19 protein-coding genes and 1 pseudogene are annotated in these 19,890 nt (G+C 31.1%); 14 read left to right on the top strand and 6 right to left on the bottom strand.

Annotated features, from left to right (window positions below; translation table 11 throughout):
* Positions 1 to 20 precede the first annotated feature (20 nt).
* The 13 genes from DJ007_RS05850 to DJ007_RS05805 all read left to right on the top strand — a co-directional run bounded on the left by DJ007_RS05850 (position 21) and on the right by DJ007_RS05805 (position 10,746).
* The gene (locus DJ007_RS05850; RefSeq protein WP_240739311.1) at positions 21 to 263 is read left to right on the top strand and encodes a hypothetical protein; all 243 of its coding nucleotides are present in this window, start codon (positions 21 to 23) and stop codon (positions 261 to 263) included.
* A 248-nt stretch (positions 264 to 511) separates the two neighbouring features.
* Positions 512 to 1,378 carry an FAD binding domain-containing protein gene (locus DJ007_RS05845; protein WP_129408729.1) on the top strand — a complete coding sequence of 289 codons (867 nt, stop codon included), beginning with the start codon at positions 512 to 514 and terminating at the stop codon, positions 1,376 to 1,378.
* The gene (locus tag DJ007_RS05840; protein ID WP_129408728.1) at positions 1,378 to 1,848 is read left to right on the top strand and encodes a (2Fe-2S)-binding protein; all 471 of its coding nucleotides are present in this window, start codon (positions 1,378 to 1,380) and stop codon (positions 1,846 to 1,848) included. The genes DJ007_RS05845 and DJ007_RS05840 overlap by 1 nt, the downstream gene beginning before the upstream one ends.
* Positions 1,848 to 4,202, top strand: a complete 2,355-nt coding sequence (locus DJ007_RS05835) for a xanthine dehydrogenase family protein molybdopterin-binding subunit (protein ID WP_206076157.1) — start codon at positions 1,848 to 1,850, stop codon at positions 4,200 to 4,202. Before DJ007_RS05840 ends, DJ007_RS05835 begins: the two co-directional genes overlap by 1 nt.
* Positions 4,203 to 4,312: 110 nt before the next feature.
* Entirely contained in the window at positions 4,313 to 5,545 is a 1,233-nt protein-coding gene (locus DJ007_RS05830; protein WP_206076155.1) for a uracil-xanthine permease family protein, read from the top strand.
* 11 nt (positions 5,546 to 5,556) lie between these two features.
* A complete protein-coding gene (locus tag DJ007_RS14650) occupies positions 5,557 to 5,727 on the top strand; it encodes a hypothetical protein (RefSeq protein WP_165974037.1) in 171 nt (56 codons plus the stop codon).
* Positions 5,728 to 5,738: 11 nt separating this feature from the next.
* Complete coding sequence (locus DJ007_RS05825; protein ID WP_129408727.1) at positions 5,739 to 6,227, top strand: oxamate carbamoyltransferase subunit AllH family protein; 489 nt, start codon at positions 5,739 to 5,741, stop codon at positions 6,225 to 6,227.
* Positions 6,228 to 6,229: 2 nt separating this feature from the next.
* The gene (locus tag DJ007_RS15655) at positions 6,230 to 6,556 is read left to right on the top strand and encodes a hypothetical protein (protein WP_206076153.1); all 327 of its coding nucleotides are present in this window, start codon (positions 6,230 to 6,232) and stop codon (positions 6,554 to 6,556) included.
* Positions 6,557 to 6,567: 11 nt separating this feature from the next.
* On the top strand, positions 6,568 to 6,750 hold the full coding sequence (locus DJ007_RS15650) for a hypothetical protein (RefSeq protein ID WP_206076151.1): 183 nt from the start codon (positions 6,568 to 6,570) through the stop codon (positions 6,748 to 6,750).
* An 11-nt stretch (positions 6,751 to 6,761) separates the two neighbouring features.
* Entirely contained in the window at positions 6,762 to 7,769 is a 1,008-nt protein-coding gene (locus DJ007_RS05820; protein WP_206076150.1) for an AllF/FdrA family protein, read from the top strand.
* Positions 7,766 to 9,169 (top strand): YlbE family protein, encoded by a 1,404-nt coding sequence (locus DJ007_RS05815; RefSeq protein WP_129408726.1) that lies wholly within the window; start codon positions 7,766 to 7,768, stop codon positions 9,167 to 9,169. The genes DJ007_RS05820 and DJ007_RS05815 overlap by 4 nt, the downstream gene beginning before the upstream one ends.
* 11 nt (positions 9,170 to 9,180) lie before the next feature.
* On the top strand, positions 9,181 to 9,975 hold the full coding sequence (locus tag DJ007_RS05810) for a cyclase family protein (protein WP_129408725.1): 795 nt from the start codon (positions 9,181 to 9,183) through the stop codon (positions 9,973 to 9,975).
* A 51-nt stretch (positions 9,976 to 10,026) separates the two neighbouring features.
* On the top strand, positions 10,027 to 10,746 hold the full coding sequence (locus tag DJ007_RS05805; RefSeq protein ID WP_206076148.1) for an N-acetyltransferase: 720 nt from the start codon (positions 10,027 to 10,029) through the stop codon (positions 10,744 to 10,746).
* A 167-nt stretch (positions 10,747 to 10,913) separates the two neighbouring features.
* Here DJ007_RS05805 and DJ007_RS05800 read toward each other — a convergent pair whose 3' ends face one another.
* The gene (locus tag DJ007_RS05800; protein ID WP_129407806.1) at positions 10,914 to 12,548 is read right to left on the bottom strand and encodes an IS1634 family transposase; all 1,635 of its coding nucleotides are present in this window, start codon (positions 12,546 to 12,548) and stop codon (positions 10,914 to 10,916) included.
* 212 nt (positions 12,549 to 12,760) lie between these two features.
* Here DJ007_RS05800 and DJ007_RS05795 point away from each other — a divergent pair, with 212 nt between their 5' ends.
* Positions 12,761 to 13,132, top strand: a complete 372-nt coding sequence (locus tag DJ007_RS05795; protein ID WP_206076144.1) for a hypothetical protein — start codon at positions 12,761 to 12,763, stop codon at positions 13,130 to 13,132.
* Between the two features lie 14 nt (positions 13,133 to 13,146).
* Here DJ007_RS05795 and DJ007_RS05790 read toward each other — a convergent pair whose 3' ends face one another.
* The 5 genes and pseudogenes from DJ007_RS05790 to DJ007_RS05770 all read right to left on the bottom strand — a co-directional run bounded on the left by DJ007_RS05790 (position 13,147) and on the right by DJ007_RS05770 (position 19,686).
* Positions 13,147 to 14,301, bottom strand: a complete 1,155-nt coding sequence (locus DJ007_RS05790) for an MFS transporter (protein ID WP_129408724.1) — start codon at positions 14,299 to 14,301, stop codon at positions 13,147 to 13,149.
* Positions 14,302 to 15,972 carry a phosphoenolpyruvate carboxykinase (ATP) gene (locus DJ007_RS05785; RefSeq protein WP_129408723.1) on the bottom strand — a complete coding sequence of 557 codons (1,671 nt, stop codon included), beginning with the start codon at positions 15,970 to 15,972 and terminating at the stop codon, positions 14,302 to 14,304. It lies immediately after the preceding gene.
* Positions 15,973 to 16,153: 181 nt separating this feature from the next.
* Entirely contained in the window at positions 16,154 to 17,230 is a 1,077-nt protein-coding gene (locus DJ007_RS05780) for a hypothetical protein (RefSeq protein ID WP_129408722.1), read from the bottom strand.
* A 12-nt stretch (positions 17,231 to 17,242) separates the two neighbouring features.
* Positions 17,243 to 18,070, bottom strand: coding sequence for a glycosyltransferase family 4 protein (locus DJ007_RS05775; protein ID WP_240739310.1), 828 nt, complete (start codon positions 18,068 to 18,070; stop codon positions 17,243 to 17,245).
* A 96-nt stretch (positions 18,071 to 18,166) separates the two neighbouring features.
* Positions 18,167 to 19,686, bottom strand: a pseudogene (locus tag DJ007_RS05770) (polysaccharide biosynthesis protein).
* Positions 19,687 to 19,890 lie beyond the last annotated feature (204 nt).

Genomic DNA, 19,890 nt, shown 5'->3' with positions numbered 1-19,890 from the left:
CTGCATTTTTATTTGCACTAATGAATGTAAATCCCAGTCCTTTTTATTTACTCGATGAAATCGATGCACCACTTGATGATATCAATGCTGGAAAATTAGCTAATCTAATAAAAAAACATTCTGACAAAACACAATTTCTAATTATTACCCATAATAAATTAATGATGGAAATTGCAGAGATTTTTCATGGAATCACAATGAGATATGGAGTTTCACAGGTTGTTCCTGTTGACTTTAAGTTTATAGAAAGTTTGGACGAATAATTCAAAAGCGCCTTTATGGCGCTTTTTTCTTTTTTAAAAAAGAAAATGAAAATTTTCTTTTTAATGAGAAATTACAATTGATTAAATAAGATTATACCTGATTATTATTTATAGTTTAAATATTCCTTTATGTTATGTTACTTGTAATATAGAGAAAATAAGCATATAATATATTCATAACAAGTTAATATCCGTTATATAAAAAAACTTTTTTAAGTTTTTGATTTTATTTTAAAAGGAGGGAAATCATGATTACTTTTAGCTATGATTACGTTAAACCTAAAACGCTTAATGAAGCTTTAGACGCGCTTAATGAAGATGATGCATATCCTATTCTCGGTGGAACTGACTTAATCGTAAAAATGCGTGCAGGTAGAGTTAAACCAAAATTAGTTGTAGATTTAAAAAGTATTGATGAATTATTTCATGTTGACTTTTCAAAAGAAAGTGGATTAACTTTTGGTGCTGGATTAAAATTAAACGTCTTAATTGAGGAATTTGATTATGTTAAAGAGTATTATCCTACACTTTATCAGGGAATTCGTGTGGTTGGTGGTTATCAAACACGAAATAGAGGTACTGTTGTTGGCAATTTATGTAATGCTTCACCTGCTTCCGATACTGCTCCTGCTTTATTAACTTACAATGCAGAATTAAACTTAATATCTAAAAACGGAGAAAGAACCGTAAAAATCACTGAGTTCTTTACAGGACCTGGAAAAACTGTCCTTGAAAAAGGCGAAATAGTAAAATCTGTCCATATCCCTTTCGAAGGTGAAAATATAGGAAGATATTACAAAGTTTCAAGAATTAAAGCTGTAGACCTTTCAACAATAGGAATGGCTTTAACGATTATTGATCCAGATGGGACACGAGATATTAGAGTAGCTCTGGCTTCTGTAGCGCCAACACCTATAAGGATATTTAAAGCTGAGGAATTTATAAAGGGTAAAGAACTAACAATGAAAAATGTAGAAGAATTTGCTCAAATTATCCATGATAGCGTTAACCCAATAACTGACGCAAGAGGAACAGCAGAATATAGGAAAAGAATGGCTAAAATATTACCAATAAAATTATTAAGGGAAATGAAAATGATAAAGGAGGGATTATAATGAAAATTACTTTTACTGTAAATAATGAAAATGTAGAAGTGGATGTAAAACCTAACGAAACCCTCCTTGATGTTTTAAGAGAAAAATTATATTTGACAGGTGCTAAAGAAGGTTGTGGAAATGGCGAATGTGGTGCATGTACTGTAATTTATAATGGAAGGCCAGTTAATTCCTGTTTGGTTCTTGCACCAGAAGCTGAAGGTGCAGTTATTGAAACAGTTGAAGGTTTAACAAAAGGAAATAATTTACACCCTATTCAAGAAGCCTTTTTAGAAACAAATGCATTCCAATGTGGATATTGTACTCCAGGATTTATAATGTCAACAAAAGCCATGCTTGAAAAAGTACCTAATCCTACTAAAGAAGTTATTGTTGAAAGATTAGCAGGAAACTTATGTAGATGTACTGGTTATACAGTAATACTTGATGCAGTAAAATTGGCTGCCCAGAAAATGGGAGGTGCAGAATAATGAAATATAAATATCAATCACCAATAAAATTTCAATATGTTGGAAAACCTATGAATAGAGTTGACGGAGTTGAAAAAGTAACCGGACATGCAAAATATGTGACAGATATGTTCTTTCCAAATATGCTATATGCCGCAGTTAAAAGAAGTCCTATTCCTCATGGAATAATTAAAAAAATAGATACATCAAAAGCAGAAGCTTTAGCAGGCGTAAGGGCTATCGTTACCGGAAAAGATGTTCCATATAGACAGGGAATATATTTAGTAGATAGGCCTATTATTACTCCTGATAGAGTTAGATATGTAGGAGAACCTGTTGCTGCTGTTGCAGCAGACACATTAGAAATTGCAAGAAGAGCTGTTGAATTGATAGAAGTTGAATATGAAGAATTACCAACCGTTCAAGATCCAAGAGAATCAATGAAAGGTGAGGTCTTAATACATCCTGATCTTGCAAATTATGAAAGATTACCAATTTATAATATTGAACCAGAGAAAAATGTATTTCATCACCACAAAACAAGAAAAGGTGATGTAACAAAAGGTTTTGAAGAAGCTGATGTTATCGTTGAAGGAGACTACTCTTTACCTCAAATGTATCACGCTCCACTTGAACCACATGCTGCTATATCTTATTGGGAACATGATGGAAAGCTTACAGTCTGGTCAAGTGCTCAATCTCCATTTACATTAAGAAATTTAATTGCATATGCATTTAAATTACCAAGACACAAAGTTAGAGTAATTGCTCCATATGTTGGTGGAGGTTTTGGGGGAAAAGCTGGTATTAACATGGAAGGTATAGTAATAGCCTTATCAGAAAAAGTAAAGGGAAGACATATAAAACTGGTATACACAAGAGAAGAAGATATCTCAACTGTTGTAAGACAGGGAATGTTCGCTCATATAAAAACTGGTGTAAAAAAAGATGGTACTATAGTTGCTATGGAAGCTACTTTAATTTTCGATGGTGGCGCTTATGCAGAATATGGAACTAATGTTGTTAGAGCAGCTGGTTATACATTACCCGGGCCATATTATGTTCCTAACCTCAAAACAGATTCCTATGGTGTTTATACAAATCATTTCTTAGGAGGAGCATTTAGAGGTTTTGGACATGGTGAATTACATTGGGCAACAGAAAGAAATTTAGATGAAGTTGCACAAACATTGGGAATAGATCCTTTAGAATTAAGACTTAAAAATGTTTTAAAACCAGGATTAACAAATTCAATGGGGCAAACAATACACCATGATACAGGCAATGTTGAGGCCTGTTTAAAGAGAGCAGCTGAATTAATAGAATACGATAAAAAATCAGAACAACCAGAAAATTCAAGAAAGGTTAGAGGTAAAGGTATTGCCGGCTTGGTAAAAGCTCCTGCCATGCCTACTAATGCTGGTTCTGCAGTAATAATTAAATTCCACGAAGATGCAACAGTTACATTACAGGCAAGTATTCAGGAAATCGGTCAGGGCTTCAATACTGCTGTTACCCAAATGGCTGCTGATGCCTTACATATATCACCAGATAAGATACATTTTGTTATGCCAGTTGACACAGACGTTAATCCATATGAATGGCAAACTGTTGCCTCAAGAGCATTATGGACAGTAGGAAATGCCTTATATAGAGCTGCTGAAGATGCATTGAATCAAATTAAAAATATAGCTTCACAGGTACTTGGAGTTGCACCATACAATTTGGAAGTCGAGGATGATAGAGTATATGTTAAATATAGACCAGAAAAATATATATTATTAAAAGACATTGTTATGGGATATACCTACCCAGATGGTCATTCGATAGGCGGCCCTGTAATTGGAAGAGGAAGTTTCACTCCTGAAATGCTAACCAATCTTGATCTTGAAACAGGACAGGGGAATGCTGCTGCTGAATGGACTTTCGGGGCTCAAGCTGCCGAAGTTGAAATAGATCTTGATACTGGCGAATTAAAAATGCTTCAATTGGTTGGTGTTTTTGATGCTGGAACAATTATAAATCCAATAACAGCTGGAGGGCAGGTAGTTGGTGGAATGATTCAGGGTATGGGACCTGCTCTATTTGAAGGAGTAAAGTATAACGATAAGGGATATCCATTAACTGTATCCTTCACTGATTACAAAATCCCAACTATTGCTGATATTCCTGATGAAATAAAATACGATTTCGTGCAAACATTCGAAGAATCTTCTCCATTTGGTGCAAAAGGAGTTGGAGAACATCCTATGATTTCTGTTCCTCCTGCAATAGCTTCAGCCATCTATGATGCACTTGGGGTGAATGTAGATGAATTACCATTAACAGCAGATAGAATATTAAAAGCTTTAGAAAAAAAGAAAAATGACAATTAATAAATAAACGTCTATCCAAATCTTTTTTAGGAGGGGAGAAACATGAGCGAAAGCGAATATTTGAACATCGTTCCACAGGAAGACCGAAGTGAGGGTATGGGAGCTGGGGATTGATATTATTGGGCTTGCAACATACCTTCACCATGTTTGGAGCAACTGTATTGGTACCTTACTTGACAGGGATACCTGTTAATGTTGCTTTATTTACTGCTGGACTTGGAACACTATTATTCCACTGGATTACAAAATGGAAGGTTCCTGTATTTTTAGGCTCAAGTTTTGCATATATTGCACCTATTGTTGCTGTAGTTATGCATTATATGAATCAGGCCGGACTTGGATATAAAAATATACAGGATGCTGTAGCTGCTGGTGCTGATTTAAAACCATATCTGGCATATGCTACAGGGGGAATTTTCTTAGCTGGTCTTGTTAAATTTGGTTTTGGTATTTTAATCAAATGGATAGGTATCAGACGATTTGAAAAATTATTCCCACCAGTAATATCAGGAACAATGATTATATTGATTGGTTTAATTTTAAGTCCTGTAGCAATAAACATGGCAAGTGGAAATTGGTGGATTGCAATGGTATCTCTTGGTACTGCAATTATAGTTAGATTATATACAAGAGGATTTAGTAGATTAATTCCTGTAATTTGGGGTATCATTGTTGGATACGTTGTTGCTGCAATAACAGGTAATGTACACTTTGCTGAAGTTGGAACCGCAGGATGGATAGGATTTCCTGATGTATACTTACCAAAGTTCTCATGGTATGCTGCTGCTGCAATTGTACCTGTAGCTATAGCACCATCTGTAGAACACTTTGGTGACGTATTTGCAATATCTGCAGTAGTAGGGAAAAAATTCTATGAAGATCCTGGAATGCATAGAACATTAATGGGTGATGGACTTGCAACATCTTTAGGTGGATTTTTTGGTGGCCCTGCAAATACAACATATAGTGAAAATACAGGTGTATTAGCATTTACAAAAGCTTTCAATCCATGGATAATGAGAATTGCAGCATTTTTCGCTATATTGTTATCTCTCGTACCAAAAGTTGGCGCAATAGTAAGATCAATACCTGTACCAGTAATGGGTGGAATAGAAATATTGTTATTCGGTATGATCGCAAGTATTGGTGCAAAAACATTGATAAACAATCAGGTAAAAGTTGAAGGAAGGAACTTAGTAACGATGTCATTGATGTTAGTAACAGGCTTAGGTGGAGCTGTATTTAAAGCTGGAACTTTTGCTTTAGAAGGTTTAGGTTTGGCTGCTGTTGTTGGTATTATTGTTAATGGCATTTTAGTTTTAACTGGAGCTTCTGATGAATAATATGGTGAAAAATGGTTGAAGTTTCTAAATTGATTTTTTTGAAAGAAAATCATACTGCTAAAGAATTTTTTAAAACCAATCATACAAAATACTTTTTGTTTAATGATGAAGACATTTTTACTTTAACAACTTATGATAATAGGGTTGGGGCACTAGGAATGTCCGCCCTTCCCATTTCTTAAACTTTTCAACATTGAAAATTGAAAATAATAGTTTAATTTTTGATAATACATATTTAGTTGAAAATCCTATAATATATGATCCAAAAATTTCATCTGTTACTTTTTATGAACATACAAAAAACATAATAGAAAAATTAATACCATTGGTTGATAAAAGAATATTAAACAGAATAGATACTCATCTTAAATCCTACAATTTTACAGATTTAATAGGATTTGGCCCTGGATTAACACCGTTATTTGATGATGTATTATCCGGTATATTATTGATTAATTCTATTACAAAAAAAATAGATGATAAAAACATTTTAAATGTTGCAAAGAAAAAAACAAATAAATTATCTTATTTTCAGATGTATTATGCTGCTAAAGGATATGCACCTAAACCGGTAAAACAGTATTTAGAATCAAAAAATATACTATCATTATTAGATATGGGAGCCACTTCAGGTTTAGGTTGGATGTGGGGAATTTCATTTTTCTTTGATTTGGAGGGATAAACGTGGTTTACAAAATGATTAAACCAAATTCATATTATGATTCAGTTACACTTATGCTTATTACTGAAGATATTAAAAAAAGAGATGATGTAGAAGAAGCATTAGTTGGTATGGGAACAGATACAAATAAAGAATTTTTAAAAGAACTAAACATGTTGGATGAAGAATTGGAAAAAACTACACCTAATGACTTACTAATAGTCATAAAGGGTGAAAATATTGATATGGACGAAATCGAAAAAGAAGTAGAAAATCTTCTTAAAGCAGAAACACAAGAAGACGAAGGAGAAAAGTTTTACTCTTCATTAGAAAGTGCTGTAAAAAATTAGATGGTGCAAATATGGCAGTTATTTCTATCGCTGGAGAATATGCCGGATTAGAAACACAAAAAGCTTTAGATTTAGGATTAAATGTTATGTTATTCAGCGATAATGTACCTATTGAAACTGAAATAGAATTGAAAAAATATGCTTTAGAAAAAGGATTATTGGTAATGGGCCAGATTGTGGAACTGCTATTATAAATGGTGTTCCTATGGCATTTTCAAATGTAGTAAAAAGAGGAGAAATAGGTATAGTCGCTGCTTCTGGTACAGGTGCTCAGGAGGTTTCCTCTATAATTTCCAATCTTGGTTGTGGAATTTCTCAATTAATTGGAACGGGTGGAAGAGATGTCAAAAAAGATGTTGGCGGTTTAATGTTTTTAGAGGGTATTAAAAGATTAATAGATGACGATGAAACAGAAATTATCGTCCTTGTATCTAAACCACCTTATCCTGAAGTAGTTCAAAAAGCCGTTGAGCTATTAAAGAAAACCAATAAAAAACATGTTGTTCACTTTGTTAATGGAATAGTTGAAGATCCTACTATTACAGTTGGCTATACTTTAGAAGATGCTGCTATAAAAGCTGCCTTATTATGTCAGGGTAAAAACATTGATAAAAAGGAATATACATACTTTGACTTCCTTGAAACCTTTGATTTTGATAATAAAGTTAAAGAAGAAGCATCAAAAATCAAAGAAGGAAAGTATATAAGAGGTTTATATTCCGGAGGAACTCTTGCTGATGAAACTATGGTTCTGTTGAGTAAAGAAATAGGTCCTGTATATTCTCCAAAACCATTAAATCCAGATTACTTGCTTGAAAATATAAACGAAAGTAAAGAACATACTGTAGTTGATATGGGAGAAGATGAATTTACTGTTGGAAGACCTCACCCAATGATTGATTTTACTATGAGAAAATCAAGATTAATAAAGGAATATCTCGATAAAGATACTGCAATTATAATGGTTGACGTTGTTTTAGGATGGGGTTCCCACATGGATCCTGCAGGTGAAATTGCAGAAGCAGTAAAAACTGCAAGAGAAACGACGGATAAATATAGATGTGTAGTAGCAAATATATGTGGTACCTATGAAGATCCTCAAAAATACTATGATCAAAAGAAAAAGCTGGAAGATGTGGGTGTCATAGTCTTCCCAAGCAATGCAAGTGCGGTAAAATTTGCAGTTAATGTTTGGAAGGAGTTGGGAAGATGAGTTTATTTAAAGAAGAATTGAAAATAGTTAATATAGGCCTAAAATCATTTTATGAAGACTTAAAAAAGCAAGGTGCAAATGTTGTTCATGTAGATTGGAAACCTCCATTAGGCGGAGCAAAAGCCGTTAAATTATTAAATGATTTTTCAAAATTAAATATTGATGTAGATAAAGCTAACAAAGAAGCTGTTGAAAGAATAATGAATTCTCAACCAACACTTGTAGGAATGGGAATTGCTCGTGATGTTGTTCCAGGAATGAAGAATAATATGATATTACACGCAGGTCCTCCAATTACATGGGATAGAATGTGTGGCCCATTAAAAGGTGCTGTTATAGGTGGTTTAATATATGAAGGAAAAGCCAAAAATGAGAAAGAAGCTATTGAGTTGATAGAATCTGGCGAAATAGAATTCGATCCATGGCATCATCACGATGGTGTTGGTCCAATGGCTGGTGTGGCAACACCTTCTATGCCTGTTTTTATAATTGAAAATAAAACTTATGGAATAAAAGCCTATTGTACAATGAATGAAGGATTAGGAAAGGTTTTGAGATATGGCGCCAATGGTCCTGATGTTATTAAAAAATTAAAATGGATGGAAGAAGTATTATATCCTGTATTAAAAGAAGCTATTGAATTAAAAGGAGAAATAAATTTAAAGAATTTAATTGCTCAAGCTGTTCAAATGGGTGATGAATGTCATAATAGAAACAGAGCTGCTACATCTTTATTTATAAGGGAAATAGCTCCTGCTATTTTAGATACAGGTTTTTCAAATGAAGAAAAAAAAGCTGTTATAGAATTTATTAATTCCAATGACCATTTCTTCTTGAACTTATCTATGCCAGCTGCTAAATCAGCAACATTGGCCGCTGAAGGTATAAAAGGTAGTACTATTGTTACGGTAATGGCAAGAAATGGAACGGATTTTGGTATTAGAGTCGCAGGGTTACCTGGCAAATGGTTTGTTGGCCCTGCTCAGGAAGTAGAAGGTCTATACTTCCCTGGTTTTACCAAAGACGATGCTAATCCAGATATTGGCGATAGTACCATCACAGAAACTGGAGGATTTGGAGGATTTGCAATGGCAGGTGCTCCTGCAATAGTTAAATTTGTAGGTGGAACCGTTCAAGAAGCCATTGAAACCACATTAAAAATGTATGAAATAACTGATGCAGAAAATAATACCTATAAAATTCCATTCTTAAATTTCAGAGGTACTCCTACAGGATTAAACGTAAAGAAGGTAGTGGAAAAAGGTATATTACCAAGAATAAATACAGGTATAGCACATAAAGAACCAGGTATAGGTCAGGTTGGAGCAGGTTTAACCTATCCACCTATGAACATATTTATAGATGCATTAGAAGCATTTATTAAAGAATATTTAGATTAAGGGGGAACATCATGGCAGGTATTAAAGTGTATGATTTAACTCAAAAGATAGGTATTACAACACCACCTTGGCCAGGTTATGAGCCAATGAAATTGTGGTATTTCAAAAGAATGATGCTTCAAAAAGTTAACGGTCAAATAGTTCAAACGAGTATGCATAACGGTACTCATCTTGACGGTCAAAGACATTTTATGACAGGTGGAAGAGATATAGCATCATTGCCATTAGATGGTTATTTATTCCATGAAGGTGTAATTTTAGATATTTCTAAGGAAGTTGGAGACTTTGATATTTATACACCAGAAACATTATTAAAGGTTGCAAAAGAAAACAACCTTGAAATTAAAAAAGGAGATATTATAATTATCAATACTGGTTATCACAAATATGCCTGGGATCAACCAGAGGCTAATGAAAATAAATATTATTATTTCCATCCAGGTCCTGATCAAAGATTTGCTGACTGGTTGAAAGAGATGGAAATTAAATGGGTTGGTGTTGACTGTGGCTCTGCAGATCACCCAATGAATACTATATTAAGAGAATACAGACCTGAATTCGCTGCAATGGCAGATAAACATTTCAGAGAAAAATATGGAAAACCACTCGATGAATACTTTAATGATGAAACATATCAATTGATGCATATTGATTTATTCCCACACTTAATTCTTCATGCAGAAAACCTTGGTGGAGAAATTGATAAAGTATTAAATAGAAGAATGTATATTGGTATATTCCCATGGAGATTGGTTGATGGTGAGTCAAGTATTGCTCGTGTAGCTGCTTTTGAAATTGAAGAATAATATTTATAAAACAAAAAACTAAAAATCATATTAAATTTGGAGGGAAAGATTATGTGGAAAGAAATACCAGAAAAAGTATCACAGGAACAAATTACATTTGATGTTAGAGAATTAGAACCTATTTTGTCAGGTCCATCATTAAAATTACCACCTTATGAACCAGAAATGGCAAAATTAAAAGATGGTAGTTATTTATACATAAGACCTTTAGAAAAAGATGAAGTTCCTAAATTATTACCTTTTATAAAGAAATTATTGGATGTAGATCATGACTTTTATGATATTGTTGGTGTAAGGGTATATGGTGAATTATTAGGATGGTACAGAAATAGATTAAAAGATCCATATTTCATGATTGGAACTATTAATGGTAAATTAGCAGGTTTTGCAAATGCAAGAGTTATGAATAATGGCATTCATATCAGTCTTCACTCAATGGCATTTGTTAGAGGTTTAAGAGTTGGAGCAATTATGTATTATGCAAAGGCTAAATATGCATTTGAAAAATTAGGAGCAAAAGAATGGTGGCAACATATGAAAGTTATAACGGATTTAAGAGATGGGTTTAGGTATGGCACAACCATCATACCATGGCCAGATGTACAACACGAACTTGGTGGCGCAAAAGTATATTACGTAACAAAAGAATACTGGGATTTATCAATTAAAGATTATCTAAAACAATTGGTAAAAACAGAACTTGAACCAGCATCTGCAGAAGTTGCTGAAGCCAATAAAGAGTTAATTATTCCAGACAGTCCCGTCGTTTAAATAAAGTGGGCAGGTCATATGGCCTGCCATTTTTTCCTGAGTTTGACACTATTATTATCAACAAAATTCTAAAAAGTAGAATTATTCAAAAAAATAGCTATTGTTAACTTTTTATAAAAAGAGAAATTAGCCACACACATCCTCCTTTTTGGCTTTTCATGCGTGTTTTAGGAGATTATTTTTTTAAATTCATCTAATTCCATCATTTTTTTCGGTTTTTCTATTTTTAATGTTTTTAATATGGCTTTTTGAAAATCGTTTAAATTGGCTCTTAATGCAAATAATTTGTCTTTTAATCTTATTTCAGAGTATTCCATTTTTTTTATAGCTTCTCTTATTTTTTCATGAGAGTATTCAATATTATTTTTTTCCAGTTCTAATTCTAATGTTCTTTGAATTATGTAAGATATGAAACTCATTACAATATGTCCTTTTATTCTTTTCGGTGTCCAATGAAATACCGGTCTTGTTTCAAGATAATTTTTTAATGTTCTGAATGTTTCTTCTACTTTCCATAATGTATGATATTGTTCTAATATTTCTTTTGGAGATAGTTTTGTGTTTGTTATTATTCCATAGTATCCATCGTATTTTTCATCATTTTCTATTTTTTCTATGTCCAATATATAATTTTGTTTGTTCTGTTCTTTTAAATATTTTTTCGCTCCTCTTTTACTTTTTGAATCTATATTTCCTTCTTCTAACATTTTTTTCGCTTTTTCTATTAATCGTAGTCTATCTGCTCTGTCTTTTTTGGCTCTTTCTTCTGAATATATTATGAGTAATCTTTTATTTTCATATTCTACTTCTCTATATTTTATTCCTTTTGCTATTTCTATGAATTCTCCTTCAAATATATTTACTTTTTTTAACTGTTTTATTGATTTTCCTACTATGAATTCATAATTAGAATTTTCTACTACTTCTATATTTTTTTTACTCATCATTCCTCTATCTGCTACTACTATTACTTTTCCTAATTGATATTCTTTTTTCATTTTTTCTATTGAATCTTTAAATGTATGCCCTTCAAATGTATTTCCTGCATATATATCAAAACTAACTGGCATTCTATCCTGATCTATTGACATCCCTAATACTACTTGCGACTCATTAAATTTCTTATCCTTTGAATATCCCATTTGTAATATTTCATTTGTTTGTTGTGTTTCAAACGCTAATGTTGTTACATCGTAAAATACTAAATCTACCGTTGTATTAAACAAACTTATCCTTTGATTATACATATGTTTTTCTATCGACTCTTTATTATCTGCTAATATATCCAATGTTCTGTATAACCAGTGCAACATTACATCTTTTTCTTCCAGGTCTTTTTCTTTTTTAACTTCCACTTTGTTATATCCAAAATACTCTAAATTATTAAATATTCCCAATTTACTCTTCGGTTCTACTATTCTATTCATCACCATTATTTTTAACATTTCTTCTGCATTGTATTTTATTTCTTTATCCAGTCTTTCAAAATATCTTTTCATCTCATATCTTTCAAATATCTTATTTACTATTACTTTGGCTCCGTAATTTCTTCTTGCTATTTCTTCCATTAAATCATCTTCTATTTTTTCATATTCATCTATTTCAAATATTTTAAAAAGACTATCTACAAGTTTTGTTATATCTTTTTTACTATACTTATCTATATTTCCAAAATTTATTACTGTATGCTGTTTCACTTTTCCATTTTCTCTTTTGCTTTCCATTATCCTTAAATATCTTTTTCCTTTCACTTTTGATATTTTAGGATACATTTTAAAACATCTCCTTTCAGTGGTTGTCATATATATTATACCACCAAAAGGACTAATATATTACTAATTATAGTTAATTCTCTGTAACAAAAGTTAGCCACACAATTTTTCGACTTCCTGAAAAATACACGCCTCAAACCCGCATTCTACCGTTCCATTTCACTTAAAATCGCCAAATTGCTGTCAAAGGCAGGATTGGAACTATTAATGGTAAATTAGCAGGTTTTGCAAATGCAAGAGTTATGAATAATGGCATTCATATCAGTCTTCACTCAATGGCATTTGTTAGAGGCTTAAGAGTTGGAGCAATTATGTATTATGCAAAGGCTAAATATGCATTTGAAAAATTAGGAGCAAAAGAATGGTGGGCAACATATGAAAGTTATAACGGATTTAAGAGATGGGGTTTAGGTATGGCACAACCATCATACCCATGGCCAGATGTACAACACGAACTTGGTGGCGCAAAAGTATATTACGTAACAAAAGAATACTGGGATTTATCAATTAAAGATTATCTAAAACAATTGGTAAAAACAGAACTTGAACCAGCATCTGCAGAAGTTGCTGAAGCCAATAAAGAGTTAATTATTCCAGACAGTCCCGTCGTTTAAATAAAGTGGGCAGGTCATATGGCCTGCCCATTTTTTTTAATGAGTATAAAAGTTAATATAATTCCTCCTATACCAAATATCCATAAACTGTTTAAAATGAAGGGAACATTGTTTCCAAAAAAGAAGGAATATATTGTTATTAATACATTTCCCATTGCACGGGTGAATCCCATAAGCGCTCCAGATGCAAAACTCTTATTTTCCGGTAATAATTGTTGTGCATAATGCACATTCACTGACATTGTTAAGAACATAAAAGCATCTGCTAAAATATAGGATACTGCTAAAATCCATATATTTGTTGAAGTAGCAAATAAAAATACTAAAATTGAAAAGGCTGAAAAATAAAGCATATTAACAAATCTCACACTTGTTTTTTCTTCTAATTTTGCTCCAAGCAAATTGGAAAATGTGCCTGCCAGGAAACCCAACGTTACCAATAAACCTCCAACTGTCAAATCATAACCCAACATCCTTGATTTTATAGGGACATAAGATCTGAACATTATACTTATAAATGCCCTATGCACTGTTAAAAACCAAATTGGAGCTATATATTTAAATCCTTTAAAGCTCTCAAAAAATCTGCTTTTTCTATTTTTTGGTTTTAAGTGCTTATGCGTTTTGAAATAATTATAGGCAAAATAAAACAACACTGTATATAACAATATTCCAATTATACCAATATATGTTGCATTTTTTAAATTATAATGACTCACAAAATAGGTTATAAATATTGGTCCTAATGCATATCCAAATGTGCCACCAACCATAAATACAGCGAGTGTTGTGCTTTTTTCCTTTCCTATTGTTCCACTAATACCAGCACCTAACGGTTCCTGTGCAGCACTTCCCATATATCCTATTAAAAATATTATAAATAGAAACCATATACTTTTCACATATCCTAAGAAAAGTATTGGAACCATAGTTATTATTACAGATAAATATAAGAATTTTAATTTCTTATTTGATTTATCTGCTATATATCCGAAAAATATCTGGCTAAAAGATGAGATAAGCGTCAGAATTGACGCCATCATAACAAACACTTTTGGCTCGTTTACATTAAAATATTCCATAAAAAATGGAATTAGTGGTTTAAAATATGATTTAAAAAAACTCGTAAAAAAATTGGTAAATGTTATATATAATGCTAAAGGTTCCATTTATTCCTCCAATATATCCTTTTTATTTTTTTGGCATACATTAATTATTTCTTCTATAGATTCTCTACATTCAGAAGGCAATTTATCTATTCCACCTCTTTCTATTTCACGAGATTTTATAAAATCCAATCTTCTTTTCATCGAATTTATAAAATTATTGATATATTCTTTATCTGCCATATCAGGAACAAAACCCTCTATATCCATTATTTCTATATTATTTGCCCATTCCTTGAATTCTGCTTTACCTTCAACAACAGCTTCAATAACGGATAATGTGATTTCTTTTGTTATTTTTTTATCTATAAAATGACCTGTATTTAATATATAACATTCAACACCTTTTTCAAATAGTTTTTTAAAACTATAATAATCATCCGAAAGTGGGTATGTTCTAAATGGATTTGCATATGGTTCAAATACTAACGCATCTGGATCTACGCCCTCAGCTAGCTTTTCTGCTGATGTTCTTTTGGTAGCTAAAGTTGCTCCAAGTGTAGAAGCTAAAACAGGATCATTGATTTTTAATATTGGCGGTAAAACAGGATCTTTCATTAACCAGAATATTGCATTTATTGGTTCTTCGATTTTATAAACTCTATTTGGTGACCATAGTTTTGATTTTAACGCTCTACCATTTCCATTTCTAATATCTTCTGTTACAGGAATAACTCTCCCCTCTTCATCAAGAGTAGCACCACAATTTTGAATAGTCAACAAATATTTGTTATCCTCTGAATTTACAGGATAATCTGCTGTTTTATCAAAATATGATGGTTCCAATGATATTGTAGATCCATCAGCCATCGAAATTATAAAAGCATCATCGTGCAATACCGTAATTTCATATTTTCCATTATGTTTTGCATGCGTTAATGTGGATTTTCCAGAACCAGATAATCCAAAAAAGGCTGCAACATAACTCTCATTGTCTTTTAAGGTATACTTTTTCAATCCACCATGACAGGCAGCATATCCATTTCTATTTGCAGTACCCCAACCAAGTGTTAATGTACCTTTCTTAAATTCTCCAAAATATCTCATTCCAAGTATTGCAGCACAATTATGTTGAGGATCAAAAAACGATAACCCTAATGGGAAATCAGGATGTTTCCAATCTGGATCTGAAAAAATATATATATCTCCTTCATTTAAAATCCTGGATTTCTCGTATATTTTTATAAAATCTACAGTTAATGGTTGAAAATTCAAAAGCCAATTATATAAGATATTTTCATGACCTTCTGGAATTAATAAATGATTTTTCACTATAAAATCTTCATGTAGTCCTGTAAATGATATTGCATGATACATCTTTTTAAATCTTGTATTATATACTGCTTCTCTAATAATTTCTGCATATTTGTTTTCATCAACCCCAGGTTCTCCAATAATTCTCCTTCCTGCTGCGTATCTTCCTGTAACTGCGCCATCATTAAATATTAATATCTTTGTTCCTTCATCTAAAGCTAATAATTCAGGCTTATAAACATTTATATCTGTTACTATTGTTCCTGGAGAATTTTTAGCAAGTTTATAAGCCTCTTTAGGTGAATCAACTTTTATTACGTTATTTCGGTAAAAAGCTGTCTCAATAGTTGTCCTGATTCTCGAAAACATTGGATTTGTATAGGTTATCTCATCTTTTGTGAAAAAACTCTTAGTCGCCAATTTTCATACCCCTGTGAAAAAATTATCAAAATAAAATAAACCCAGAACTAAATCCGGGTTTATATTATTTGGTTTAAATTCTTTCCTAATTTTTTCATTATTTTTTTATACCATTTTTTATATTCCATAATAATTCCTTCATCTGAGTTTTTCAAATATTCTTCTATTATTTTTTCTATATCTATATTTTTAAAATCTTTTTTAATCTTTCTTTTAATTCATAAATCGTTTCTATTCCATATATTAATATTAAGCTTTTTAATAACTTTTCTTCCTTCTTGTTATCATCTTCATCTAAAACTTTTTTATTAAATACTTCATAACTTTTTTGTATTTCATTGTATATACTTTCTAATTTTTCTTCTTTTGTTAAAATAAAATCCTCATCCGTTTCTTCACCTTCTAACATATTTTTTATTTCCTCTTCTATTTCATCTATTATTTCCCATAACGTTTCGTTTTCATCATTTTCTTCCTCTTCTTCCATAAATATTTCTATATCTACATCGTCATTTTCTATATCTTTTTGTTTTCTCATTTCAGCAATAAAGTTAGTAAATGCCTTAAGAGCTTCATCAGAATTGCTCAAAGACATACTCTTATTTAGATTATTAATATTATATAATTGAAATATATTATCTTCAATATTTTTAAGTTCGTTATAATTCACAATTTTAATTCTTTCTGAGATATGTTTTAAAAATGCCTCCTGATTTATTATTTCTGGTAAAACATTTAATCTAAACTTATTAAATTCATTTATCAAACTTTTATAAAACCTTTTTATTTCTGTCATTGTAGTTTTTACATTTACATCAAAAACACTTTGATAGTCATATCTTGAAAAGATAAAATGATGTTCATAATATCTTCCTGTTTTATTTAAATAAACTGCAGAAAAATCAACACTTTCATTTATAGTATAAACCATTAATTCCTGACTGATAATATTTTCAGTAAGCATTAAAGAATCTGTAGAAAGAAAAGAAAAAATACTTTTCATTCTACTATTAAAATACTTATTTAATCTAAATATAGTTAAAAGTGTTGGTATATATTCCAGTTCCACATCAATAGAATCAGCTAATTCAACACTAAACTCATTTGGCTTCCATACAAAGTCTCCTGTTTTGGCCTTTATTTCAAATATATATTTTTCCTCAACATCTTCATCTATTGAATCAGCAAACCAAAATTTTTTTATTACCCGTGGACTTAACTCAAAGTATGAACCATCAATACCTTTTAATAAGGCCATATTTTACCTCCATTAATTGTAGGAATATAATTTCAAATATATTCCTAAAAATAAAAACTCCATCAATGCCAGGCTCAGTCCTATATAAGGAAAATCCCAGCTGATAACACCTATTATACCAAATAAAAATGAAAAAACATATGTAATCAAGGCCGTTTTTCTAACAGATATATTATATCTTCTTTTTATTTTATCATAAATATGGTCTCTATCGCCTGAAAAAGGTGAACGATTATTTAAAATTCTTCTTAAGAAACTGAAAAACAGGTCTGTATAAAATAAGGCTGAAACTATAACAGAGATGGAAAATCCACCAAATCCATGATTAGATGTCATTATTACCGTCAAATAAAATATAGTATATCCTAAAAAATAAGAACCAGCATCTCCTAAAAAAATCTTTGCTGGATAAAAGTTAAAAAATAAGAAACCTATAATTGCCATTACAATATAAATAAAGATATAATGTTTCGAAATTATACTTAAAAACAAAATTATAAAAAGAGCATTTCCTCCACAAATTCCATCCATTCCATCTATCATATTAACAGCATTTATTAAAGAAACTCCAAGAATTATCAATATTAAAAAATAAATAATTCCAAGTGATGAATAAAAAGGAATAAGAGTTATCAGTATCACAAAAAATTCAAATATCAATCTCAATTTTGGTGATATATTTTTTACATCGTCCAATAATCCCAAAAGCATCATAAGAGAACTAAAAAAAACAAATCTCAAATCATTAATAAAGAAAATACTCGATAAATATATTGCTACTCCTCCAAGATATGGTGTGGCCTTTTCATGTATTTTTAGTTCTTCATCAGGTTTATCCACTATTCCTATTTTTTTGCTATAGGAATCATAATATACGTCACTATAATTGATAAAACAAATACTATAATATATGGAATATATCTCATAATTCACCTCTTAATAAGCTATATCTTTTTTTACTTCTGATTTTGCTTCTGGTATATATTTTTTTATTATATCATTCATTTTATTAAAATCATTCTCTTTAAAGATAACTATTATCGCTTTTAATAATTCTTCTAATTTTTTTAAACTTAGAATTTCATTTTCTTTTAGAATGAATATTCTATCATTTCCTGTTTTTATAAACTCTTCAGATTCTAAAAAAAGCTCTTCATATAATTTCTCTCCTGGTCTAATTCCAGTATACACTACCTTAATATCCTGATCTGGTATATATCCCGAAAGTCTTATCATCTCACGCGCTAACTTATCAATAAGCACAGGTTCTCCCATATTCAAAACAAAAACTTCTCCTTTATCTGCAAATGCTCCGCCTGCAACACAAGAGCTACTGCTTCAGGAATGGTCATAAAATACCTTTTCATTTTCGGATCTGTTACTGTAACTGGTCCACCATTTTTTATTTGTTCTTTAAATATAGGAACTACACTTCCTCTACTTCCCAGAACATTTCCAAATCTAACTATACCAAATTTAGTTTTTGATTTTTGAGCTAATGATCTAATAATTATTTCTCCAAATCTTTTAGATGTTCCCATTATAGATGTTGGATTAATCGCTTTATCTGTAGATATTAATATAAACCTTTTTACATTACTCTCCATTGAATTCTTAGCCAGTATATAGGTACCATATGCATTTACTCTAAAGGCTTCTGATGGATTTTTTTCCATTAACGGCACATGTTTATGTGCTGCTGCATGAAAAACAACATCTGGAGAAAATTTTTTAAATATTTGATTCATTCTATGCTCATTAGTTATATCTCCTATTACTTCAAATATCTTCAAATCTGGAAACTTATTTTTTAATTCTTTGGATATATTAAAAATGCTATTTTCCCCACGACCCAATACTATTAATTCAGAAGGATTTAAAGCAGCAACCTGCCTACAAATTTCAGAGCCTATACTTCCGCCTGCTCCAGTAACCAATATTTTTTTATCAGTAATATAATGTTTTAGTTCGTCAAAATTTACCTTTATTTCCTTCCTTCCAAGCAAATCCTCTATATTTACTTCTCTTAAAAACCCCAATGAAACCTTATTATTTAATATTTCAAATAAACCAGGTAATGTTTTTAATCTTACCTTTTTTGTATCTATCATATCGATAATTTTCTTTAATTGTTCGGAAGTTGCAGAAGGTATTGCTATAATCACTTCATTTATTTTGTATTTTTCTACAAAATGCATTACTTCAGAGGTTTTTCCAAGCACTTCTATGTTTCTTATTTTTCTACCTATTTTTGATTCATCATCATCAAGAAATCCCACAACTTTTCCAAATGATGGATGTCTCAAAAATTCCTCTAAAAGTTCAACACCTGCTTCACCAGCACCGATTATCAATATTTTTTTATCATCGATAATCTCTTCTGTTTTATTTTTGTTTTTTGAAAACCACCATACTCTACTGAAAATTATTAATACCGTACCTAAAAGTGCTGTCATAAATCCTACTGTAATTGGGATTATAAGGTGTGGGAACCACACCCTTCTTAATCCTTCAATAATTAAAAAATTCAATAAATAACCTAAAAACGAAGAATATATTATAGGCTTTATTTCCTTTAAAGTGGCAAAACGCCATATGTTATCATAAATTTTATTAAAACACATTACCATAACCATTATAACCGGAAAAATAATAACAGG

This window comes from Marinitoga lauensis, from assembly GCF_004135675.1.
GTDB lineage: Bacteria > Thermotogota > Thermotogae > Petrotogales > Petrotogaceae > Marinitoga > Marinitoga lauensis.
Note: the sequence above shows the minus strand (reverse complement) of the source record. Positions and strands in the feature narration are given on the sequence as shown.